22 protein-coding genes are annotated in these 20,564 nt (G+C 68.0%); 11 read left to right on the forward strand and 11 right to left on the reverse strand.

Going from position 1 to position 20,564, the window contains the following annotated elements:
- Nucleotides 1-84: 84 nt before the first annotated feature.
- The 3 genes from purT to AC3A56_RS11175 all read left to right on the forward strand — a co-directional run bounded on the left by purT (nt 85) and on the right by AC3A56_RS11175 (nt 3,547).
- Nucleotides 85-1,266, forward strand: coding sequence for a formate-dependent phosphoribosylglycinamide formyltransferase (gene purT, locus AC3A56_RS11165; protein WP_487770376.1), 1,182 nt, complete (start codon nt 85-87; stop codon nt 1,264-1,266).
- Between the two features lie 109 nt (nt 1,267-1,375).
- Entirely contained in the window at nt 1,376-2,890 is a 1,515-nt protein-coding gene (locus tag AC3A56_RS11170) for an FMN-binding glutamate synthase family protein (RefSeq protein WP_487770377.1), read from the forward strand.
- A 111-nt stretch (nt 2,891-3,001) separates the two neighbouring features.
- A complete protein-coding gene (locus tag AC3A56_RS11175; RefSeq protein ID WP_487770378.1) occupies nt 3,002-3,547 on the forward strand; it encodes a hypothetical protein in 546 nt (181 codons plus the stop codon).
- Between the two features lie 76 nt (nt 3,548-3,623).
- Here the strand turns inward: AC3A56_RS11175 and AC3A56_RS11180 are convergent, their stop codons facing one another.
- The 4 genes from AC3A56_RS11180 to AC3A56_RS11195 are packed head-to-tail and all read right to left on the reverse strand — an operon-like array spanning nt 3,624 to nt 6,271.
- Nucleotides 3,624-4,334, reverse strand: a complete 711-nt coding sequence (locus AC3A56_RS11180; RefSeq protein WP_487770379.1) for an arginyltransferase — start codon at nt 4,332-4,334, stop codon at nt 3,624-3,626.
- Nucleotides 4,335-4,378: 44 nt separating this feature from the next.
- A complete protein-coding gene (locus tag AC3A56_RS11185; RefSeq protein WP_056717735.1) occupies nt 4,379-4,771 on the reverse strand; it encodes a DUF2007 domain-containing protein in 393 nt (130 codons plus the stop codon).
- A gap of 18 nt (nt 4,772-4,789) precedes the next feature.
- On the reverse strand, nt 4,790-5,656 hold the full coding sequence (locus tag AC3A56_RS11190; protein ID WP_056717734.1) for an acyl-CoA thioesterase: 867 nt from the start codon (nt 5,654-5,656) through the stop codon (nt 4,790-4,792).
- 54 nt (nt 5,657-5,710) lie between these two features.
- Nucleotides 5,711-6,271 carry an N-acetylmuramoyl-L-alanine amidase gene (locus AC3A56_RS11195; protein ID WP_487770380.1) on the reverse strand — a complete coding sequence of 187 codons (561 nt, stop codon included), beginning with the start codon at nt 6,269-6,271 and terminating at the stop codon, nt 5,711-5,713.
- Between the two features lie 90 nt (nt 6,272-6,361).
- Between AC3A56_RS11195 and AC3A56_RS11200 the strand changes: the two genes are divergently transcribed.
- The 3 genes from AC3A56_RS11200 (at nt 6,362) to AC3A56_RS11210 (ending at nt 9,562) form a co-directional block, all read left to right on the forward strand.
- On the forward strand, nt 6,362-6,886 hold the full coding sequence (locus AC3A56_RS11200) for an alpha/beta fold hydrolase (RefSeq protein ID WP_487770381.1): 525 nt from the start codon (nt 6,362-6,364) through the stop codon (nt 6,884-6,886).
- Entirely contained in the window at nt 6,883-9,084 is a 2,202-nt protein-coding gene (rlmKL, locus tag AC3A56_RS11205) for a bifunctional 23S rRNA (guanine(2069)-N(7))-methyltransferase RlmK/23S rRNA (guanine(2445)-N(2))-methyltransferase RlmL (RefSeq protein WP_487770382.1), read from the forward strand. Before AC3A56_RS11200 ends, rlmKL begins: the two co-directional genes overlap by 4 nt.
- Before the next feature lie 61 nt (nt 9,085-9,145).
- A complete protein-coding gene (locus AC3A56_RS11210) occupies nt 9,146-9,562 on the forward strand; it encodes a hypothetical protein (RefSeq protein ID WP_204109120.1) in 417 nt (138 codons plus the stop codon).
- A 74-nt stretch (nt 9,563-9,636) separates the two neighbouring features.
- Here AC3A56_RS11210 and AC3A56_RS11215 read toward each other — a convergent pair whose 3' ends face one another.
- Nucleotides 9,637-10,080 carry a DUF6491 family protein gene (locus AC3A56_RS11215; RefSeq protein ID WP_487770383.1) on the reverse strand — a complete coding sequence of 148 codons (444 nt, stop codon included), beginning with the start codon at nt 10,078-10,080 and terminating at the stop codon, nt 9,637-9,639.
- A gap of 227 nt (nt 10,081-10,307) precedes the next feature.
- Here AC3A56_RS11215 and egtB point away from each other — a divergent pair, with 227 nt between their 5' ends.
- Complete coding sequence (gene egtB / locus AC3A56_RS11220; protein WP_487770384.1) at nt 10,308-11,555, forward strand: ergothioneine biosynthesis protein EgtB; 1,248 nt, start codon at nt 10,308-10,310, stop codon at nt 11,553-11,555.
- Entirely contained in the window at nt 11,552-12,541 is a 990-nt protein-coding gene (egtD, locus tag AC3A56_RS11225) for an L-histidine N(alpha)-methyltransferase (RefSeq protein WP_487770385.1), read from the forward strand. Before egtB ends, egtD begins: the two co-directional genes overlap by 4 nt.
- 40 nt (nt 12,542-12,581) lie before the next feature.
- Here egtD and AC3A56_RS11230 read toward each other — a convergent pair whose 3' ends face one another.
- The 3 genes from AC3A56_RS11230 to AC3A56_RS11240 all read right to left on the reverse strand — a co-directional run bounded on the left by AC3A56_RS11230 (nt 12,582) and on the right by AC3A56_RS11240 (nt 15,430).
- Nucleotides 12,582-14,087 carry a S10 family peptidase gene (locus AC3A56_RS11230; RefSeq protein WP_487770386.1) on the reverse strand — a complete coding sequence of 502 codons (1,506 nt, stop codon included), beginning with the start codon at nt 14,085-14,087 and terminating at the stop codon, nt 12,582-12,584.
- A 104-nt stretch (nt 14,088-14,191) separates the two neighbouring features.
- On the reverse strand, nt 14,192-14,815 hold the full coding sequence (locus AC3A56_RS11235) for an NADPH-dependent FMN reductase (protein ID WP_487770387.1): 624 nt from the start codon (nt 14,813-14,815) through the stop codon (nt 14,192-14,194).
- 18 nt (nt 14,816-14,833) lie between these two features.
- On the reverse strand, nt 14,834-15,430 hold the full coding sequence (locus tag AC3A56_RS11240; RefSeq protein ID WP_487770388.1) for a LysE family translocator: 597 nt from the start codon (nt 15,428-15,430) through the stop codon (nt 14,834-14,836).
- 88 nt (nt 15,431-15,518) lie between these two features.
- Here AC3A56_RS11240 and AC3A56_RS11245 point away from each other — a divergent pair, with 88 nt between their 5' ends.
- Complete coding sequence (locus AC3A56_RS11245; protein WP_487770389.1) at nt 15,519-16,418, forward strand: LysR substrate-binding domain-containing protein; 900 nt, start codon at nt 15,519-15,521, stop codon at nt 16,416-16,418.
- Here AC3A56_RS11245 and trxC read toward each other — a convergent pair whose 3' ends face one another.
- Entirely contained in the window at nt 16,419-16,862 is a 444-nt protein-coding gene (gene trxC, locus AC3A56_RS11250; protein ID WP_487770390.1) for a thioredoxin TrxC, read from the reverse strand.
- Between the two features lie 128 nt (nt 16,863-16,990).
- Here trxC and AC3A56_RS11255 point away from each other — a divergent pair, with 128 nt between their 5' ends.
- On the forward strand, nt 16,991-17,404 hold the full coding sequence (locus tag AC3A56_RS11255; RefSeq protein WP_487770552.1) for a hypothetical protein: 414 nt from the start codon (nt 16,991-16,993) through the stop codon (nt 17,402-17,404).
- 10 nt (nt 17,405-17,414) lie between these two features.
- Here the strand turns inward: AC3A56_RS11255 and msrB are convergent, their stop codons facing one another.
- Nucleotides 17,415-18,017 carry a peptide-methionine (R)-S-oxide reductase MsrB gene (gene msrB / locus AC3A56_RS11260; protein WP_487770391.1) on the reverse strand — a complete coding sequence of 201 codons (603 nt, stop codon included), beginning with the start codon at nt 18,015-18,017 and terminating at the stop codon, nt 17,415-17,417.
- 28 nt (nt 18,018-18,045) lie between these two features.
- Nucleotides 18,046-19,767, reverse strand: a complete 1,722-nt coding sequence (locus tag AC3A56_RS11265) for a cytochrome c biogenesis protein DipZ (protein ID WP_487770392.1) — start codon at nt 19,765-19,767, stop codon at nt 18,046-18,048.
- A 205-nt stretch (nt 19,768-19,972) separates the two neighbouring features.
- Here AC3A56_RS11265 and AC3A56_RS11270 point away from each other — a divergent pair, with 205 nt between their 5' ends.
- Complete coding sequence (locus AC3A56_RS11270) at nt 19,973-20,560, forward strand: RNA polymerase sigma factor (protein ID WP_235577844.1); 588 nt, start codon at nt 19,973-19,975, stop codon at nt 20,558-20,560.
- Nucleotides 20,561-20,564 lie beyond the last annotated feature (4 nt).

The following is a 20,564-nucleotide window of genomic DNA, read 5'->3' on the forward strand; positions in this document are numbered from 1 at the left end:
TCAGTGAAACCTTTGGTAGGCTCCGAGTCAATGGGCGTCATGGCACAGTCGTACAATGCCGGGCTTTACGTCATGGACAATGAAATGAATCCCTTCGGCACGCCCCATTCCGACCACGCGCTGCGCGTTCTGCTGCTGGGCTCCGGCGAGCTGGGCAAGGAAGTGGCGATCGAACTGCAGCGCTACGCGGTCGAGGTGATCGCGGTGGATCGCTACGCCAATGCGCCGGCCATGCAGGTGGCTCATCGCAGCCACGTGATCGACATGCTGGATGGCAAGGCGCTGCGTGCGGTGATCGAGCTGGAAAAGCCCGACCTGGTGGTGCCGGAGATCGAGGCGATCCACACGCCGACCCTGATCGAACTGGAGAAGGAAGGGCAGCGGGTGATCCCGACCGCCCGCGCCGCGTGGCTGACGATGGACCGCGAAGGCATCCGCAAACTCGCCGCCGAGGAGCTGCAGCTGCCGACTTCGCCGTACCGCTTCTGCGACGATGAGGCGCAGTACCGCGCCGCAGCCGCCGCGATCGGTTATCCGTTCGTGGTCAAGCCGGTGATGAGTTCCTCCGGCAAGGGCCAGAGCGTGGTGCGCGGCGACGACGAACTGCAGCATGCGTGGGATTACGCCCAGTCTGGCGGACGCGCGGGCAAGGGCCGGGTGATCGTCGAGGGTTTCGTCGATTTCGATTACGAGATCACCATGCTCACCGTGCGGCATACCGATGGCGTCAGCTTCTGCGCGCCGATCGGCCATCGTCAGGAAGACGGCGACTACCGCGAGTCGTGGCAGCCGCAGCCGATGAGCGACGCGGCGCTGGCCGAGGCGCAGCGCCAGGCTGCCGCGGTCACCGGCGCGCTGGGCGGCTGGGGCGTGTTCGGCGTGGAGTTCTTCGTCAAGGGTGATGCGGTGATCTTCTCCGAGGTCAGTCCGCGCCCCCACGACACTGGCCTGGTCACCCTGATCTCGCAGGAATTTTCCGAGTTCGCGCTGCATGCGCGGGCGATCCTGGGACTGCCGATCCCGGTGATCCACCAGTACGGTCCGTCGGCCTCGTGTGCGGTGCTGGTCGAAGGCGAGGGCGCGGGACCGCGCTACCACGGCGTGGCCGAGGCGCTGGCCGAGCCGGACACGCAACTGCGCATCTTCGGCAAGCCCGAGGTGAAGGGACGCCGGCGCATGGCGGTGGCGCTGGCGCGGGCCGGCACGCTGAACGAAGCAGTGGGCAAGGCCGTGCGCGCCGCTGGAAAACTGCGCATCGAGTTGTGATCGGAAGAATGCCGCGATCCGATGCGATAGGCTCTGCGTTATCGACGACGGTTGTCGAGTCGTAACCGCTCGCGCTGACGGCGAGCCCTTAGATCGGGGAGAGGCAAGGATGGAATCAGGCGGATTTGCGCACTGGCTGGTGGTGGTGGTCGAGCTGGCGGCGGCGTTCGCGCTGCTGTTGCTGGCGCTGGCGGTGGTGGTGCTGCTGGCGACCTGGGTGGTCGACCGCAACCAGACCGGCAACGCGGTGCTGCGGAACTTCCCGGTGATCGGCCACTTCCGCTACTGGTTCCTGCACCTGGGCGAGTTCTTCCGCCAATACCTGTATTCCAGCGACCGCGAGGAAATGCCGTTCAATCGCGCCCAGCGTACCTGGGTGTATCGCGCGGCGAAGAATGTGGACAACACCAACGCCTTCGGTTCCAGCCGTGACTTGCGGGCCGAAGGCGTGCCGTTCTTCGTCAACGCGCCGTTCCCTGACCTGGGCACAGATCATGTCGAGCCGGTGCCGGTGACGATCGGCCCGTACGCGCGCGAGCCGTACAGCCACGCCGCGTTCTTCAATATTTCCGCGATGAGCTTCGGCGCACTGTCGGCGCCGGCGGTGCGGGCGCTGTCGCGGGGCGCGGCCAAGGCCGGCATCTGGATGGACACCGGCGAAGGCGGCCTGGCGCCGTATCACCTGGAAGGCGGTTGCGACATCATCTTCGAGATCGGCACGGCCAAGTACGGCGTGCGCACGCCGGACGGCAAGCTCGACGACGAGAAGCTGCTGGCGATCTGCGCGCACCCGCAGGTGAAGATGGTCAGCATCAAGCTGGGCCAGGGCGCCAAGCCCGGCATGGGCGGCCTGCTGCCCGGCGCCAAGGTCACCGCCGAGATCGCGGCGATCCGCGGCATTCCCGTCGGCGAGGATTCGCAAAGCCCGAACCGCCATCTGGACATCGGCAACGTCGCGCAGCTGATGGACAGCATCGCCCACATCCGCGAGCTCACCGGCAAGCCGGTGGGCTTCAAGGCGGTGCTGGGCGGCGCCGAATGGATCGGCGAACTGTGCGATGAAGTGCATCGGCGTGGCATCGGGAGCGCACCCGACTTCATCATCGTCGACGGCTCCGAGGGCGGCACCGGCGCCGCGCCGCAGACCCTCATGGAAGGCGTGGGCCTGCCGTTGCACGAGGCGCTGCCGGCGCTGATCGACATGCTGATCGTCAAGGGCCTGCGCGAACGCATCAAGGTGGTCTGCTCGGGCAAGTGCATCACCGCCTACGACGTGGCGTGGGCGTTGTCGATCGGTGCGGACTTCGTCAATTCGGCGCGCGGCTTCATGCTGGCGCTGGGCTGCATCCAGTCGCTGCAGTGCAACCGCAACACGTGTCCCACCGGCATCACCACGCAGAACCCGAAACTGCAGCGTGGCCTGGTGGTCACCGACAAGGCCGAGCGGGTATTCCATTACGCGAAGAACGTGATGCACGAAGTGGGCATCATCGCCCACAGCTGCGGCGTCAGCGAACCGCGCCAGCTCAATCGCGGGCACTGCCGCGTGGTCGGCGACGACGGTTTGTCGATTCCGCTGGAGAAGCTGTTTCCGTACCCGGTCGAGCGCGCGCGCGCTGGTTGACGTCGTTTCCCCAAAGCGCCAACACGACGGGATTTCCGGTTTCCGTCTGGTGGGTTGACAATTCCCGATTTGAGGTGCAGCGTGTCTGTGGCACACACAAGGAGTAGGGACATGAAAACGCTAGTGATTGCTGCGGCCCTCGTGATCGGGCTTGCTTCCGGTAGTGCGATGGCGCAGAGCAACAAGGATAGAACCGGCCCGACCACCAATTCGGGTTACGACTGGGCCACCGCCAGAAGCTACCCCGCCACCACCGAGGGTACATATACGGCCTTCAGCCGCAATTCCGTGTTGCAGAGTCATTTGCCCGGAGTGGCGCGGGGGAATCAGTGCGTGGTTCAGACCAGGCGCTTGCTTGAAAAGTTGACGAAAGAAGATTACCGCGGCGCACAGAAGGCCTTCGCGCCTTCCGTAAGAAAATTCGTGACGCCGGATCGTCTGGCGCAAATGTCGAGTTCGCTCGAAGCTACCTACGGCCAGCCGTCGAAGACGAATGCCAAGGGAACGCTGATTGATTCGCCGTCTGGCGGTTATTCAGTGGTGGCGTTGGGCCTGGCCTATCCGAAGGCGGCGCTGACCGCACATGTCATGTGCGATATCCATAATCGGATCACCGACTTCAAGGTTACCCAGGACGAGCAGGTCGCCTCGCGTTAGGCCATTGTTTCGTACCCATTGAAGGCAGGTCGACGTCGAGTCGGCCTGCCTTTTTGTTTTGGGACTGACGCCGAGTTCAGTCTTCGAAAGGAGTCCAGCCCTGGGCCGTACGGATCTGCAGCGGCTTGAAGCGCCGCTTGTAATCCATCTTCGGGTGGCCGTCGATCCAGAAGCCCAGGTACAGCCACGGGATGCCGCGGCGCCGGGCGAGTTCCACCTGTTGCAGGATCGCGAAGGTGCCGAGGCTGCGCCCGGCTTCCTCCGGCTCGTAGAAGGTGTAGACGGCGGAAATGCCGTTGAGGCAGATGTCGGTCACCGCCACGGCCAGCAGGCGTGGCCCCGCGCGCAACTCCATGAACACGGTGGGGCTCCACGGCGCGGTGAGGAAGCGGCGGAAGTCGCTGGCCTCGGCGTCGTCCATGCCGCCGCCGGCATGCCGGCTGTGCAGGTAGCGCTCGTAGAGCGCATGGCGTTCGCGGTTGTAACCGGGGATGCATTCGGTGACGACCACGTCGGTGTTGCGCTGCAGGCAGCGGCGCTGGCTGCGGTCCGGCCGGAAGTTCGCCACGTCGATGCGGCACGGCGTGCAGGCGCGGCAGCTGGCGCAATGGGGGAAATACAGGTGGCCGCCGGCGCGGCGAAAGCCGCGTTCCAGCGCGGGGCCGTAAAGTTGGTCCAGGTTGGGGGCGGCCGGATCGAGCACCAGGTTCTGCGCTGTGCGGTCGGCGTAATAGCCGCACGCATGGGGCAGCGTCTGGAACAGCCGGACTTGGTCGGATCGGCGCATGGACCGATTCTATGCCGCGGCAGGCGGCGCCGCACGTGGTCGATTCAGAACACGTGCAGATTGCGCAGCATCGCCACCGCCGCCACGCCGAGCACCACCAGCAGCACGATGCGGCGCACCCGGGCGACGGTAAGCCTGCGCCGGTCCATCGGGGTGGGGTTGCGTGCAGCAGCCAGCTCCTCGCCATAACGGACCACCGGCTCGATGCCGATCTCGCGCAGCAGGGCGCGGGCGCGGGTGTAGTCGTCGGCGCTGGTGATCCACACCTGGGGCCAGCGGCTGCGATCTTCCTGGCGCTGCGAGTAACTGAAACGCTGCCAGCTGGAGCGGTTGTAGTTGGAGCGGTTCGACACCGTGGCCTCGATACCGTGCTCGGCCATCAGGGCGACCACGGTATCGATGTTCTGCTCGCGGGGAGAGGTATAGATCTGGCGCATGGGCGGGAGTCTACGCGATCAGTCGTTGCGCACGCGGATCAGGCCTTCCTGCGCGGTGGAAGCGACCAGGTGCCCGTCGCGGCTGAATATCTGTCCGCGCGCCAGCCCGCGGCCGCCCTGGGCGGTGGGGCTGTCGAAGGTGTACAGCAGCCATTCGTCGACGCGGAACGGACGGTGGAACCACAGCGCGTGGTCGAGGCTGGCCATCTGCACGTTGTGGGTCATGTACGAGATGCCGTGCGGCAGCGTGGCGGTGCCGATCAGGTGGAAGTCCGAGGCATACGCCAGCAGCGCGCGGTGCAGGATCGCCGAGTCGTCGATCGGCGAGGTCAGCCGGAACCAGATGTGCTGGATCGGCGGACGCTTCACCGGATGCAGCTCGTCGCGGGGCCACACCTGGCGGAACTCGAACGGGCCGTCGATGCCGAGCCAGCGCTGCAGTTTCACCGGCAGGCGGGCCAGTTCATCCGGCGGCAGCGGATGCATCGGCTCGATGTCTTCGGGCGCCGGCACCTCGGGCATCGAGGTCTGGTGTTCGACGCCTGTTTCCGGCACCTGGAACGAGATCGAACCGTTCAGGATCGGCTGGCCATGCTGGATCGCCACCACCCGCCGCGAGGAGAACGTGCCGCCATCGCGGGTGCGTTCGACGCTGTAGACGATCGGCGCGCGGATGTCGCCGGCGCGCAGGAAATACGCGTGCAGCGAATGCGCCTCGCGGGCCGGATCGACCGTCTGCTGGGCAGCCGACAAGGCCTGTCCCAGCACCTGGCCGCCGAACACGAAGCGGGTGCCGATGTCGCGGCTCTGGCCCCGGAACAGGTTGTCTTCCAGTCGCTCGAGCTGCAGCAGCTCGACCAGTTCGGTGACGTGGTTGGGTGACATGGAATCGGACTCGCGGGGACGGAAGCCGCCGATTATAGCGGGCGTCGGCTGCGCTTACGGCCCGGCCAGCCGGCTCAGCCCGCAAGCTTCGAGCACGTCAGCCCACGGAAACAGCGGGCCAGGGTCGAGCTTGCGGTGGATCTGGATGGCGGGATCGTCGCTGGCCGGCATCAGGTCCGTGTCCAGCTGTTCATGGCCGGCGATCTGGCGCAGGTTCGGGAAATCCCGGCGCAGCTCGGCCAGCAGGGCGCGCAACGCGGTGATCTGGGCATCGGTGTAAGGCTCGGTCATCTGCTGCTGGCGCGAATCCCACCAGTGCGGATAGCGGCCCAGGTTCACCAGCTCGATGCCGATCGAGTTCGGGTTGTGCCCGCGCACGTGGTTGGCCACGCGGGTGCCCGGCACGTAGCGGTACACCGCGCCATCGCGGTCGATGTAATAGTGGCCGCTGTTGCCGGCGCCGCTGGGGTGCAGCACGCGCTCGCCGTATTCGCGGGCGGTGGCCAGGTCCGGCAGCTCGGTGCAGTGGATCACCACCAGCTCCACCGCCGCGGCGGAGCGCTCGGGCAGCAGGTCGACGTAGGGCAGGGGCTGGTCGTGGATGGTCAGGCTCATGCGCGGCAGTTTCGCACGTGCCGCAGCCGCGGCGGAAACGCCGCCTGTTACCATGCGTGCCTTGCTTCGAGCACTTTCATGGAGACCGCCATGCGCGGCCAGATCATTCTTTCGCACGGTTCGGATTCGAGCCCCGAGGCGACCAAGGTCAGCGCGCTGGCCGCACTGGCCGAGTCGCTGGGCTGGCGCACGCAGCGGCCGGACTACCGCGCCGACGACAGCCGCGGCCATGCCGGCTCGGTGGCGCCGCGGATCGCCCGCCTGCGCGCCACCATCGAGGCGCTCGACGCGCCGCCGCTGCTGGTCGGTTCCAGCATGGGCGCCTTCGTTTCCGGAATGGTCTCGCTGGACGTGCCGGTGGCCGGGCTGTTGCTGCTGGCCACCCCCAGCGAGATTCCCGGCTATGCGCGCCGCTTCGACCTGCGCGCCGACGTGCCCGCCATGCTGATCCACGGCTGGCGCGACGAGGTCTGCCCGCTGGCCGGCGTGCACGCGTTCGCCGCGCGGCGGCGCCTGCCGCTGCTGGTGCTGGACGACGATCACCGACTGGCTGCCAGCATGGACACGATCAGCGCCCAGTTCCGGCTGTTGCTCGACCAGCAGGCCGCCGCATGAACACCTCGGCAACGCGCGCGTTCTTCGCCACCTGCCCCAAGGGCATGGAATACCTGCTGCGCGACGAACTGGTCGCCATCGGCGCCAGCGACGTGCGCGAGGCGCTGGCCGGCGCGCATTTTTCCGGCACGCTCGAAACCGCCTACAAGGCCTGCCTGTGGTCGCGCCTGGCCAGCCGCATCCTGCTGCCGCTGGCCGAGTTCGACGCGGCCGACGACGACGCGCTGTACCGCGGCGTGCAGGGCATCGACTGGAGTGAACACCTGGCCGCGCATGCCACCTTCGCGGTGGATGCCGGCACCGCGATGAGCAAGCTCAACCACAGCCAGTTCATCGGCCTGCGTACCAAGGACGCCGTGGTCGACCAGTTCCGCCAGCGCGACGGTTCGCGTCCGGACATCGACACTGACGAGCCAGACATCCGCATCAACCTGCGCCTGCGCCGCGATCGCGCCACCGTGTCGCTCGATCTCGCCGGTTCGCCGCTGCACCGCCGCGGCTGGCGCGAGGAGCAGGGCGAGGCGCCGCTGAAGGAAAACCTCGCCGCGGCGATGCTGCTGCGCGGACGCTGGCCGGAAGTCTACGTGGCCGGCGGCGCGCTGCTCGATCCGATGTGCGGTTCGGGCACCTTGCTGATCGAAGGCGCGCTGATGGCCGCCGACGTGGCGCCGGGCCTGCGCCGCGAATACTTCGGTTTCCTCGGCTGGCAGCAGCACGACATCGCGCTGTGGCGCGGCCTGCTGGACGAGGCGAAGCAGCGCGCCGAGAACGGCCTGCGCACACTGCGCAGCGTGTTCTTCGGCAGCGACGCCGACCCGCGCATGGTGCAGACGGCCAAACGCAATGCGCAGGAAGCGGGCGTGGCGGGTTTCTTCACCCTGGACAAGCAGGACATGACGCGCGCCGCGCCACCGCCCGGCGTCGAACACGGCCTGGTGATCACCAATCCGCCTTACGGCGAGCGCCTCGGCGATCGCGCCGAGATGCCGAAGCTGTACCGCGCGCTGGGCGACACCTTGCGCCAGCGTTTCAGTGGCTGGCGCGCCGCCGTGCTGGCCGGCGACGTCGAACTGGGCCGCGCGATGCAACTGCATGCCGACAAGCGCTACGCGCTGTACAACGGCGCGCTGGAAACCGTGCTGCTGACGTTCGACCTGAAGCCGCGCGACGAGCAGCCACGTGAAGCGAAGCCGTTGTCTCCCGGCGCGCAGATGCTGAAGAACCGTTTGGAAAAGAACGTCAGACACCTGCGCAAGCGGCTGGCCCGCGAAGGCATCCACTGCTGGCGCGCCTACGACCAGGACCTGCCCGAGTACGCCGCCGCCATCGACGTCTACGGCGACACGCATGGCGACGACCACCTGCACATCCAGGAGTACCGCGCGCCGGCCGATGTCCCCGCCGACGTCGCCCGCCAGCGCATGCGCGAGATCGCACGGGTCGCCGGCGAAGTGCTCGGCGTGCCGCGCGAACGCATCGCGCTGAAGACCCGCGAGCGCGGCAAGGGTGGTTCGAAATACGGCCAGATGGACCAGCGCAACGAGTTCATCGAAGTGGAGGAGGACGGCCTGAAGCTGCTGGTCAACCTCACCGACTATCTCGATACGGGGTTGTTCCTCGACCACCGCCTGGTGCGCGGCAAGGTGCGCGAGCTGGCCCACGGGAAATGCTTCCTCAACCTGTTCGCCTATACCGCCACCGCCAGCGTCCATGCGGCGGCGGGCGGCGCGCTGGAAACCACCAGCGTCGACCTGTCGGCGACTTACCTGGAGTGGGCTTCGCGCAACCTGGCGCTGAACGGTTTCACCGGTGTCGACCACCGGCTGATGCAATTCGACGCGCTGGAATTCCTGCAGCGCGACCGCGGCCATTACGGGTTGATCTTCGTCGACCCGCCCACGTTCTCGAACTCCAAGCGCGCCGAGGATTTCGACGTGCAGCGCGATCACGTGAAGCTGCTGGAGGCCTGCAACGAGCGGTTGACCCGCGACGGCGTGATCGTGTTCTCCAACAATTTCCGCCGCTTCAAGCTGGACCGGGAGGCGCTGGAAACGCACTTCGAGATCGAGGACTGGAGCGCGCCCAGCATCCCGTTCGACTTCGCCCGCCGCGCCGACATCCACGGCTGCTGGCTGTTGCGGCGACGCAAGGCCGATCCGGGCGTCAATCCCTGGGACAGCGCCCGCATCAAAAAGTGAACCCTTCAGTGCACATTAAGCCTGATCCGACGAGCATCTGCCCGTACAACGGAGAACACTCATGACTCGACGTTTCAGTGGTGCAGGCAAGCTGGCGGCCATCGGTCTGGCGGTTGCAGCGGCGGTGGCGATGCCGCTGAGCGCGTCGGCGCGCGGACATGGCTACCATGGCGGCGGTTATCACGGTGGCTACCATGGCGGCTATCACGGTGGTTATTACCGTCACGGCGGTGGTCACTGGAGCGGTGGTCGCTGGATCGCCGGCGCGATCGTCACCGGCGCCGTGATCGGCCTGGTCGACAACGCCTTGCGCCCGGCGCCGGTGTATTACGACGCGCCGGTCTATCGCGAGCCGCGCACCGTGATCTACCGTGAGGAGCCGGTGGTCACCCGTCGCGTGGTGGAGACGCGCACCGTGGTCTACGACGACCCGTACCAGACGCGCTACATCCGCGACGATGGCTACGGTGACGATTGATCGCACTCATCGCTGAAAGCGCTTGAACAGGGGCCCGGTCATCCGGGCCCCTGTCGTTTTGCGGGATGCTTCAGTCAGTGGGCGGGCAGGGTCGTGGGCTGTTCCGCGCCACTGCCGTGACGCTTCGCCTTGGCGCTGAGCTCGTCGAAGCGCTGCTTGTCGATCCGGCTGACCGAATCGATCGCGCACGGCGGCTGCTGGCGCGAGCGCACGGTCTCGCCCGTCTCGCCGCAGATGCGCCCCCGATTGTTGATGGCATTGGAGCGGTTGGGGCGGAACATTAGTCCCGGTGGCACCATGCCCAGTCGTGGGCAGTCATGGCGCAATTCGACCAGGTAGCGCTTCGGGCCCGTGCGCACGATTGCGGTGCGTGCATCCACGATGTGCCATTCGTTGATCTGGGTCGTGTCGATGCACTCGCCGGCGGGCAGGGGCGGGTGGGCCGCCTTGTCGGCCGCCTGCGCGGTACCCGCGCAGGCGGCGAGGGCAAGCATCATCAGGGGAAGGATCAGTTTCATCGGACGTGCCTCGCTTTCTCGGGATGGTGCGAACCGTGATCCAGCCACGGCAGCTGCATGCCGCGATGTGCCGGCATGGGGAGAGCAGACGGAGTATCCGCGATACTCTTGTCACAAGAAGTGAACGGTTGATCCGCCATGCTGGGGAATATGCATGTGACCCGAGACTACATCACCGACTCCCGTTTCCACGCTGGCACCGGGACGTCGTCCCGGAGGGCCGGCTGATGGCCTCGCGAACGCTGGCGGCGGACGACATCGGCAGCCGCTTCGGCAAGGTGCGCGGGCGCAGCCTGGAACTTTGCGCCAACCTCAGCGCCGAAGACCTGCAGCTGCAATCGATGCCCGATGCCAGCCCCGGCAAATGGCACCTGGCCCACACGACCTGGTTTTTCGAACAGTTCGTACTGGGGCGCGACCCGGCTTATCGGCCCCGTGATCCGGCGTGGCATTACCTGTTCAATTCCTACTACCAGTCGGTCGGGCCGATGCATGCGCGACCGCAACGCGGGCTGCTGTCGCGCCCCTCGCTGGACGAGGTGCGCGACTACCGCAAGCGCATCGACGACATGGTGGCCGACCGGTTGGCCCGCGAGGACGGCGCCGAACTGTCCTCGCTGGTCGAGCTGGGCCTGCATCACGAGCAGCAGCACCAGGAACTCCTGCTGACCGACATCAAGCACGCGTTCTGGTGCAATCCGCTGCAGCCCGCATATCGCGCGCCGATCCTCGCCGAGGCTGGCGCGAAGGCCGTGCCGCTGCGCTACATCGATGGCGGCGAGGGCATCGTCGAGATCGGCCATCGCGGCGAGGGTTTCGCCTTCGACAACGAAACCCCGCGCCACCGGACCCTGCTGCAGCCGCATGCGCTGGCCAACCGGCTGGTGACCAATGCCGAGTACCTGGCGTTCGTCCGCGAAGGCGGTTATCGCGAGCCCGGCCTGTGGCTGTCCGAAGGCTGGGCCACGGTGCAGCGCGAGGGCTGGCAGCATCCGATCTACTGGCAGGACGACCTGGCCAGCGAGTTCACCCTGGCCGGCGTGCGCGCGATCGATCCGCAGGAGCCGGTCTGTCACCTGAGCTATTTCGAGGCCGAGGCGTTCGCGCGCTGGGCCGGCGCACGACTGCCCACGGAAGCGGAATGGGAGTCGGCCGCGCAGGGCCTGACGGTGCACGGCAACCTGCAGGACCAGGGGCGCTGCCAGCCGCAGCCAGCCGTGGCTGGCGAGGGGCTGCTGCAGATGTTTGGCGACGTGTGGGAGTGGACCGCCTCGCCCTACATCAGTTACCCGGGCTTTCGCCCGCTGCCCGGTTCACTGGGCGAATACAACGGCAAGTTCATGTGCGGGCAGTGGGTGCTGCGGGGCGGTTCGTGCGCCACGCCGCGCGACCATCTGCGCGCCACCTACCGCAATTTTTTTCCGCCACACGCCCGCTGGCAGTTTGCCGGGCTGCGACTGGGACAGGATCGATGAGCAGCGTACAACCCTGCAGTACCGGCGACGACGATCGCCGCCCGCCACTGAACGACCTGCTGGCGATCGCCCGGCACGGCCTGGGCCTGAAACTCAAGCGCCTGCCTTCGTGGCTGTTCTACGACGAGCGTGGCTCGGCCCTGTTCGAGCAGATCTGCGAGCAGCCCGAGTATTACCTGACCCGCTGCGAAGTCGCCCTGATGGACGAGCACGCCGCCAGCATCGCCGACAGCCTGGGCAGCGAGGTGCGGCTGGTCGAATACGGCAGCGGCAGCGGCTTGAAGACCCGCATGCTGTTGCGCGAGATGCACGACCCGGTGTCGTACGTGCCCGTCGAGATCTCGCCGGCGCCGTTGAACGAGAGCGTGCGCAAGCTCGCCGTGGAGTTCCCGCAACTGCCGCTGCAGCCGTTGTGCGCGGATTTCAGCAAGCCCTTGCGCCTGCCGATCCCGCCGCGCGCACCGCGCCGGACGGTGCTGTATTTCCCCGGTTCCACCATCGGCAATTTCGAGGCGCGCGACGCGGTGGACCTGTTGCGCAAGATGCGCAACGAGATGGGCGACGCGGGCGGCATCCTGATCGGCGTGGACCTGAAGAAGGACGTTGCGCAGATGGAAGCGGCCTACAACGATCGCGCCGGCGTCACCGCCGAGTTCACGCTGAACATGCTGGCGCGGCTGAACCGCGAGATCGGCAGCGATTTCGATCTTTCCGCCTTTCGTCACCACGCGCGCTACAACCCGATGGCCGGCCGCATCGAGACGCATATCGTCAGCAGCCGCGAGCAGCAGGTGAAGATCGGCAGCAGCAAGGTGGGTTTCCGTGCCGAAGAAGTGATCCAGGTCGAATACAGCTGCAAGTATTCGCTGGAAGACTTCGCCGCCCTGGCCGAAAAGGCCGGGCTGGCGGTGATGCGCACCTGGCTGGACCCGCAGCGGATGTTCAGCGTGCAATACCTGGTGCGCGCCAGCGCCGTGGCGCGTTGAGAGGCGACGGGCCGGCGCGAAGCCGGCCCGTCGCCAGGGATCACTTCGCGCCGTAGAGCTGCTTCACGTCGGCGGTCAGCGCAGCCTGGCTGTCGGGCCGGGCGTAGAACATGTGGCCGCCCGGGTATTCCTTGACCTGCACGCGCGACGGGTCGCCCATCGCCGGCATCTGGTCGACGGCCAGCACCGAGACCATGAACGGGCAGGACAGGTCGTCCCAGCCGTGGGCGATCAGCACGCGCAGGCCGGGGTCGTTGGCCACGGCCTGGCGCAGTTCCTTCACCGAGCCTTCCTGTGCGTCGTCGTCCTCGTGCCACAGGCGGTTCACTTCGTAGCTGAGCGCGTTGTAGCGGCCGTCGACCTTCCAGCCCACGGTCTGCGTGACGAAGTGGACCATCGCCGTGGTGGTCGGCGCGATGATCCCGTTGAGGATCGGGTCGCCGGTCTGCTGGCGCGGCGCGTACGGGAACGGGTCCCACGCGGTGACGTTGGAATCGTAGCGGCTGCCCAGCTTGCCCTCGGCGCGATACACCTCGCGCAGGTAGGCCTGGGTTTCGAGGCGGCCGCCGGAGCGCTTGACGAACAGCGGGTCCAGCCCGGTCAGGTCGGTGACCTTGCGGATCATCGCTTCGGTGGCGGCCGGGTCGGAACGTCCCTTCATCAGGGTGGTGGCGTACTCGCCGCGCGTATAGGCGATGATCGGCGCCATCGTCTCGGCGCTGAGCTTGCCTTCGCGCTCCAGGTGAGCCGCCGCGATTGACGGCAGGGTGGTCATCCACGGCAGCGGCGAGACGGTGTCGTCGCTCCATGCGCCGGGGTCGAGATACGGCGAGATCAGCGTCACGCCGCTCATCGCCACGCCCAACTGGGTCTGCATGTATTCGGTGATGCGCGGGCCGCGGAAACCGCCGTAGCTTTCGCCCACGTAGTACTTGCGCGCATCCATGCGGCCATTCTTCACCAGCCAGTCGTACATGATCCGCGACAGGTACTTGATGTCGACGTCGGTGCTGTAGAACTGCTTCGTCGCCTCCTTGTCATCGACCAGCGCGCGGCTGTAGCCGGTGCCGATCGGGTCGATGAAGACCAGGTCGGTGAAGCCCAGCCAGGTGCCGGGGTTGTCGTGCAGGGTGGGGCGCTCGGACGGCGAATCGCCCTCGACGCCGAAGTCCACCTTCTTCGGGCCGATCGCGCCCAGGTTGAGGTAGACCGACGAGGCGCCCGGGCCGCCGTTCAGTGCAAACGTCACCGGCCGGTCGTTGCCGGCCATGGTGTAGGCGGTGAACACCACCTCGCCGGTGGTCTTGCCCTTCTCGTCGCGTACCGGCAGCGAGCCGACGGTGACCGTGTACTTGAGCGTGCGGCCGTCGACCGTGGCGGTTTGCGTCACGTGCGCGTCGGCGGGGAACGGCGGCAGCTGGAAGCCATCCTTGCCCGCCGCCTGGGCGCTCGCCGCCGGCTTGTCGCTGTCGGCCGCGGCGGCCGGGGTGGTGAATCCAGGCAACAGCAGGGCGACCATCAGGGCGAACGGCAGGGACTTGCGCACAGGCCTCTCCTCGGGCGTAAAGACCGAAGCCTAAACGCGCGGCAGTTGCGCCGAGTGTGCTGAAAGGCATGGGTGGGCGCAGGCATGGCTCAGCCCGGCATGGCTCAGCCCGGCATGGCTCGCGGCTGCTCCAGCGTAGCCGGCGGCGCCACGCGTTCCATCCATGAGTCGAAGCCCAGCAGGAAGGACTGCAGCGATTGCAGCGTGGCGGTGTCGGTGAGCCAGCCCTGGGCATCGAAGCGCTCGGCGGCGCGGGCCACGAACAGGCTCGGCGCCGGCATCACCAGCGCGCCGCAGGTGTGCAGCACCTGGCGCACCGAGGCCTGCGCCAGCCGGGTGCCCCACGGGCCGCTGCTGGCGCCTAGCACGGCGACCGGCTTGCCGGCGAGCACCTCGCCGAGGGGACTCTCGCGCGACAGCCAGTCCAGCGCGTTCTTCAGCACGCCAGGGATCGCCTGGTTGTATTCGGGCGTGGCAATGACCAGGCCGTCCGCGGCGGCCACCGCGGCACGCAACGCCTGCACGCCGGCCGGACCGGCCGGATCGTGCGACTCCAGGTCCTCGTCGAACAGGGGCACGGCAGCCAGCGCGTCATGGACGTCCAGTTGCAGGCTCGCTGGCGCCTGCAGTGCGGCGGCGTGCAACAGGCGACGGTTCCAGGACTGGCGGCGCAGGCTGCCGGCGAGGCAAAGCACGCGGCGGGCGGGAGTGGGGTGAAAGGTGGTCATCGCAAGTCTCCGGTCAGGTCAGGGTTTGATCAGCAACAGCGCGGCGCAGGCGACCAGCAAGGCACCGCTGACGATGTCCACGCCGCGTCGCGCGATCGGCCGGGCCAGCCAGCGCGCCAGCGAGGCGCCGAGCGCGGCCCACAGCCACAGGCAGAGCGTGGGGATCAGCACGAACATCGCCACCAGCAACAGGTAATCGTGCGCATCGGTGGCCGGCATCGCGGCCAGCACGGTCAGCACCAGCAGCCAGCTTTTCGGGTTGAGGAATTGGAAGCCGACCAGTCCCAGCGCGCCGGCAGGCAATGGCGACGAAGTCGTCGTGTCGCCTGGTGGCGACATCCCGGCGATGCACAGCGAAGCACCGAGCCAGGCCAGATACAGCGCCCCGGCCAGGGCGATCCAGCGTCGCAGCGAGGGGAGTGCCGCAAAGACCGCCGCAGCGCCCAGCGCCGTCACCGCCAGCAACAACAGGCCGCCGAGCACGATGCCGGCGATCATCGGCATCGTGCGGCGCATGCCGGCAGTGCCGGCCGCGCGCAGGATCACCAGGTTGTTCGGACCGGGCGTGATCGCGGCCACGCACAGCAGGCCGGCGGCGGCGAGCAGTTGCTCCATGGGTCGTTCTCCGCAATGGTCGAATGTTACCCATCATCGGCCATGCAGGTGGTCGATGAGCCGCCAGCTATGGTCTAGAATTGCGACCATGAACGAGCTTCCGCTGAATGCCCTGCGCGCCTTCGCCATGGTCTACGCCCATGGCGGCGTGCGCGCCGCTGCGCGCGAGCTGGGCATGGCGCACTCCTCGGTGAGCCGGCACCTGACCGAACTGGATCGCTGGCTGGGCGTGCCCTTGCTGCGCGCCTCGGCCGGTCGCGGCGCACTGGTGTTCACCCCGCAGGGCGAGGCGCTGGGGCGCGCCACGCTGGCCGGCCTGCGCGGCATCGAGCAGGCGGTGGCCGCGTTGCGCGAGACCCGGCTGGCACACGCGGTGACGCTGTCCACCTCGCCGTCGTTCGCGATCCGCTGGCTGCTGCCGCGCCTGCCCGCGCTGGAAAAGGTGCACCCGAAGATCGAGTTGTCGGTGCAGGTCGAGCAGCGGCTGGACGCGCTGGACGATGGCCGCATCGACCTGGCGATCCGCATGGGCACCGGGCCGTGGCCGGGATTGCATGCCGAAGCGCTGATGGACGATGCGCTGTATCCGGTGATGAGCCCGGCGCTGTGGCAGACGTCCGGACGTCCATCGAAGCCGGCGCAACTGGCTGGCCTGCGCCTGCTGCACGACCGCGATCCGCAGGCGTCGTGGGAAGCGTGGCGCAGCGTGCACGGACCGGCGAAGCTCGCGCTGCAGGGCGGCGCCCGCTACACCTCGTCCGACCTGGTGCTGCGCGCGGCGATGCAGGGGCAGGGCGTGGCGCTGGCGCGCCATCGGCTGGCCGCGGACGACGTCACGAATGGCAGCCTGCTGCGTCCGTTCGGCGAACTCGGCGTGCCGTTGGGAACTTCGTACTGGATCGTGCGACCGCCGGAGAAACCACGCGCGGCGGTGGTTGCCGTGATCGACTGGTTGCGCTGGCAGGCCGCGGGCACCGCGGCGCGCTGATCAGCCGCGCGCCAGCGCACCCTCGACGAACTGCTGCAGCTGCGCCGCGTTCAGTGCGCCGGATTGCCGCGCGACCTCGCGGCCCTGCCTGAACATGATCAGGGTGGGAATGCTGCGGATGTTGAAGCGCGAGGCGATCTGCGGTTGCGCTTCCGTATCCAGCTTGGCCAGCCGCAGGCGCGGTTCGAACTTGCCGGCGGCCTGCACGAATACCGGCGCGAAGCCGACGCACGGCCCGCACCATGGCGCCCAGAAATCCACCAGCACCGGCAGGTCGCCGCGGCCGGCGATCGCGTCGAAGTTCGCCAAAGTCAGTTCCGCCGGATGTCCCTCGAACAGCGCCTGCTTGCAGCGGCCGCAGTTCGGGTGCTCGGCCACGCGGTCGGCCGGCACGCGGTTGAGGGCGCTGCAGTGCGGGCAGGGAATGGCAAGCAGTGTACTCATGGCAAACTCCGATCTCCGGCAGGCGCCGCGCGCCCATGCCGATCAGATGGCGGCTGGCCAGCGTGAAACCAAGTCGAGTCCACAAGTCCGGAACGTCGCCGCTGCGCATCGGCCTACTTGCGCTGGGCATGCTGTGGACTTTGCCCAACAGCGCCGCGGGACTGCTGCTCGGCTGCATCGCGCTGCCATTCGGTGCGCGGATGCGCTGGCAGCGGCGGGAGCGGGCGGTGCTGGTACGGAACTGGCCGTGGGGCGCGGGCGGCGCGCTGACCCTGGGCAACGTCATCGTGCATACCGGGCCGCAGCTGGACGTGGCGTGTTTTACCTATGCCCATCGCGCAGGCGGATGTGTGGAGCCCACGATCTGGCTGGTCGACCACGAGCGTGCCCATGTCTGCCAATACATGCTGCTGGGACCGCTGTTCCTGCCGGTGTATCTGCTGTGTGGCGGTATCAGCGCGCGCAATCCGCTGGAGCGTGCGGCGGATCGTTACGCCCTCTACGGCCATGGCTGGTGGCCGTGGTTGCGGACAGGCCGCTAAACCATCGTGATCAGGCCGCCGTGCGCGCAACGAAACGCAACGCCACCGAGTTCATGCAGTAGCGCAGGCCGGTCGGTGCGGGGCCATCGTCGAAGACATGGCCGAGGTGGCTGTCGCAGCCCTTGCAGCTGATCGCGGTGCGGGTCATGCCGAACAGGTGGTCGCTCTGCTCGACCACGTTGCGCGCGGCGATCGGCTGCCAGAAGCTGGGCCAGCCGGTGCCCGAATCGAATTCGGTGGCGGCGTCGTACAACGCGGTGTCGCACGCCCTGCAGCGGAACAGGCCGGCCACGGCGGGGCGCTCGTGCTCGCCGCTGAACGCGCGTTCGGTGCCGTCGCGCCGCATGATGTCGTAGGACGCCGGCGGCAGGCGCTGCTGCCACTGGGCGTCGGTCAGCACCAGTCGCGGTATTTCGCGGGGGCCCAGATCGCGGCCGTGGTCATCGAAGATTTCCACCAGCACCTTGCCGGGCTGGCCGACCGGCGTGCTGGCCGCGGCGCGCACGCGCGAAGCGAGCAGGCCGCCGCCGGCCAGCAGCACGGCGCCACCGCCGAGCGCGGCGCGCAGGAAGCGGCGGCGATCCATCGCGAGGGTTTGTTCAAGTCGTGACATGGCAACCTCCGAAACGGTGGGTGGGGAATCAGCCGAAGGTGAAGGCGAAGGCCTGCACGCCCGGGTCGAGGAAGGTGATTTCGAACAGCCGCTCGCCACTGCCGTTTGCCTGGCGCACCAGCTGGTAGAGACGCTGGCTGTCGATCGTGCCGTTGCCGTCGGCATCGGTATCCATGCCGTGGTCGGCGCCGGGCGGCTTGCCGTCGATGGTGACGCGGAAGCGGATCGGCTTGCCGTCCGCCGCCGGGCCCAGCACCAGGTGCAGGTCGCGACCGCGGAAGCGGTAGACGATGGCGCCGCCGGCCTGCTCCAGCCGGGCATTCTCGTCGCGTACCGTCCAGCGGCCGTCGAGCGACCACTGGTTGGCCGCCAGCGCGCCTGGCGCGTGATAGTCATGCGCGTCGTCGTGCACGACCCGGCCGCCGACGAAATTGCGGGCGCGGGCGTAGCCGACATAGGTTTCCGGCGAACGGGTGGGATCGTCCGACGCGGCCGCCTCGACGCCGCGATGATCGTCGCTGACGTAGCCGCCGGGCAGGTTCTTCTGGCCCGCTTCGGTGAGCAGCTGGCGGATCACGTCCTCGCTTTGCCGGTACTCGCCTTCGCCGAAGTGGTGATGGCGGATCTGCCCCTGCGTGTCGATGAAGTAATGCGCGGGCCAGTACTCGTTGTTGAAGCCTTTCCAGATCGCGTAGTCGTTGTCCAGCGCGACCGGGTAGTCGACGCCCAGGTCCTTCACCGCCTTGGCCACGTTGGCCGGGTCCTTCTCGAAGGCGAACTCCGGCGCGTGCACGCCGATCACCACCAGGCCGTGGTCCTTGTACTTGTCGGCCCAGCCGCGCACGTAAGGCAGCGAGCGGATGCAGTTGATGCAGGAGTAGGTCCAGAAATCGACCAGCACCACCTTGCCGCGCAGCGATTCGGTGCTCAGCGGCGCGCTGTTGAGCCACAGCGTGGCGCCGGCCAGCGACGGCATCGTGCCTTCCACCGGCAGCGGTTCACCGGCCTTCAGCACCGGCTGAGGAGCAGGTGCGGGGCGCACGGCGTTGATCAGTTTCTGTTCGATGCCGCCGGTGCTGGCCAGCGACACGCGGGTGAGCAGGCCGGTGTCCAGGCCCAGCGCGATGGCGGCCACGCCGCACAGCACCAGCGCGCCCAGCGCCCGGCGCACCCATTCGCCGGCGCCCAGCGAGCGCTTCATCAGGGCGAACACCTTGCCGCCGATCAGCAGCGCCAGGCCCAGCGAGGTCGCCGCGCCAGCGGCGTAGGTGAGCAGCAGCAGGGTGGTCTGCACGCTGGCGCCATTCAGCGCCGCGCCGGTCAGCAGCAGGCCGAGGATCGGCCCCGCGCACGGCGCCCACAGCAGGCCGGTGGCCACGCCCAGGCCGGCAGAGCCCCAGATGGAATCGCCGTCGGTGGCGGAACGTTGCGACAGGCGATTGCCCAGCGCCACGAACGGGCGGGTGATCCATTCGGCCAGGTGGGTGGACAGCAGGGTCAGGCCCAGGAAGGCCAGCACCACCAGCGCGATGATCCGGCCGTACTGGTTCGCGTGCACCGCCCAGCCGCCGCCCAGCGCCGCCAGCGTGGCCACGCCGGCGAAGGTGATCGCCATGCCCAGCAGCATCGGGAAGCCGTTGCGCATGAACGGCTTGTCCGATCGGGCGAACACGAACGGCAGCACCGGCAGGATGCAGGGGCTGAGGATGGTCAGGACGCCGCCGAGATAGGCGAGGATCAACACGAGCATGGGATGTCATCCGTGGGTGGTTGTCTGGTCTTTCGCCGGGGGACTGTCGCCGGTTACCCGAGGTTTACGAGGTAACCCGGCCGGCGGATGCGGCGAAAGAGGGTGAGGGTCACACGATGGAGCACGCATGTCGCAAGCCTTGACTGCCAACGGCCTGTTGGGCCTAGATAGCGGACTTTGTTTGCGGACGGGTCCCCGCCGGATCGTGCCAGTCGACTTTACCGAAGCCCGCGACAGCGAGTCGCCCGACCAGCGTCGGGCGGCCTGGATGGCTGCTGCCCAGGCCGGCGACCGACGCGCCTACGAGAAGCTGCTGGCCGACTCGGTGGCGCTGATCCGTGCCGCCGCGCGACGCCAGGGCGTGGCGCCGGACCATCTGGATGACGTGGTGCAGGAAACCCTGATCACCGTGCATCGGGTGCGCCATACCTACGACCCGGCGCGCTCGTACGACGCCTGGCTGACCGCGATCGCCAGTCGCCGCGCGATCGACGCCCTGCGCAGCCGCGGTCGGCGCGACAGTCGCGAGGTGCACGACGAACACGCCTTCGACAGCCATGCCGACGAAGGCGATGCCAGCTCCGCCACCGAGAGCGACGAGCGCGCGCAGCGCCTGCGCGATGCGATCGCCGAGTTGCCGCCGGGCCAGCGCGAGGCCATCGAGCAACTGGGCCTGCGCGAGCGCTCGCTCAGCGAGGCGGCCGAGCTGACCGGGCGCAACACCGGCGCACTGAAAGTGAACCTGCATCGCGCCCTGAAGGCGTTGCGCGAACGTTTCCACGGAGAACCCTGAGGCC

Source organism: Rhodanobacter sp. Soil_C_14, assembly GCF_057657335.1.

Excerpts from the sequence above, each read along its gene's own strand:
- AC3A56_RS11170 (WP_487770377.1), top strand. The coding sequence starts at position 1,376 with ATGGAATCAGGCGGATTTGCGCACTGGCTGGTGGTGGTGGTCGAGCTG.
- purT (WP_487770376.1), top strand. The coding sequence starts at position 85 with ATGAATCCCTTCGGCACGCCCCATTCCGACCACGCGCTGCGCGTTCTG.
- rlmKL (WP_487770382.1), top strand. The coding sequence starts at position 6,883 with ATGAACACCTCGGCAACGCGCGCGTTCTTCGCCACCTGCCCCAAGGGC.
- AC3A56_RS11185 (WP_056717735.1), bottom strand. The coding sequence starts at position 4,771 with ATGCGCCAGATCTATACCTCTCCCCGCGAGCAGAACATCGATACCGTG.
- egtD (WP_487770385.1), top strand. The coding sequence starts at position 11,552 with ATGAGCAGCGTACAACCCTGCAGTACCGGCGACGACGATCGCCGCCCG.
- AC3A56_RS11215 (WP_487770383.1), bottom strand. The coding sequence starts at position 10,080 with ATGAAACTGATCCTTCCCCTGATGATGCTTGCCCTCGCCGCCTGCGCG.
- AC3A56_RS11240 (WP_487770388.1), bottom strand. The coding sequence starts at position 15,430 with ATGGAGCAACTGCTCGCCGCCGCCGGCCTGCTGTGCGTGGCCGCGATC.
- AC3A56_RS11265 (WP_487770392.1), bottom strand. The coding sequence starts at position 19,767 with ATGCTCGTGTTGATCCTCGCCTATCTCGGCGGCGTCCTGACCATCCTC.
- AC3A56_RS11195 (WP_487770380.1), bottom strand. The coding sequence starts at position 6,271 with ATGAGCCTGACCATCCACGACCAGCCCCTGCCCTACGTCGACCTGCTG.
- AC3A56_RS11175 (WP_487770378.1), top strand. The coding sequence starts at position 3,002 with ATGAAAACGCTAGTGATTGCTGCGGCCCTCGTGATCGGGCTTGCTTCC.
- AC3A56_RS11245 (WP_487770389.1), top strand. The coding sequence starts at position 15,519 with ATGAACGAGCTTCCGCTGAATGCCCTGCGCGCCTTCGCCATGGTCTAC.
- egtB (WP_487770384.1), top strand. The coding sequence starts at position 10,308 with ATGGCCTCGCGAACGCTGGCGGCGGACGACATCGGCAGCCGCTTCGGC.
- msrB (WP_487770391.1), bottom strand. The coding sequence starts at position 18,017 with ATGTCACGACTTGAACAAACCCTCGCGATGGATCGCCGCCGCTTCCTG.
- AC3A56_RS11200 (WP_487770381.1), top strand. The coding sequence starts at position 6,362 with ATGCGCGGCCAGATCATTCTTTCGCACGGTTCGGATTCGAGCCCCGAG.
- AC3A56_RS11190 (WP_056717734.1), bottom strand. The coding sequence starts at position 5,656 with ATGTCACCCAACCACGTCACCGAACTGGTCGAGCTGCTGCAGCTCGAG.
- AC3A56_RS11235 (WP_487770387.1), bottom strand. The coding sequence starts at position 14,815 with ATGACCACCTTTCACCCCACTCCCGCCCGCCGCGTGCTTTGCCTCGCC.
- trxC (WP_487770390.1), bottom strand. The coding sequence starts at position 16,862 with ATGAGTACACTGCTTGCCATTCCCTGCCCGCACTGCAGCGCCCTCAAC.
- AC3A56_RS11210 (WP_204109120.1), top strand. The coding sequence starts at position 9,146 with ATGACTCGACGTTTCAGTGGTGCAGGCAAGCTGGCGGCCATCGGTCTG.
- AC3A56_RS11180 (WP_487770379.1), bottom strand. The coding sequence starts at position 4,334 with ATGCGCCGATCCGACCAAGTCCGGCTGTTCCAGACGCTGCCCCATGCG.
- AC3A56_RS11255 (WP_487770552.1), top strand. The coding sequence starts at position 16,991 with ATGCTGTGGACTTTGCCCAACAGCGCCGCGGGACTGCTGCTCGGCTGC.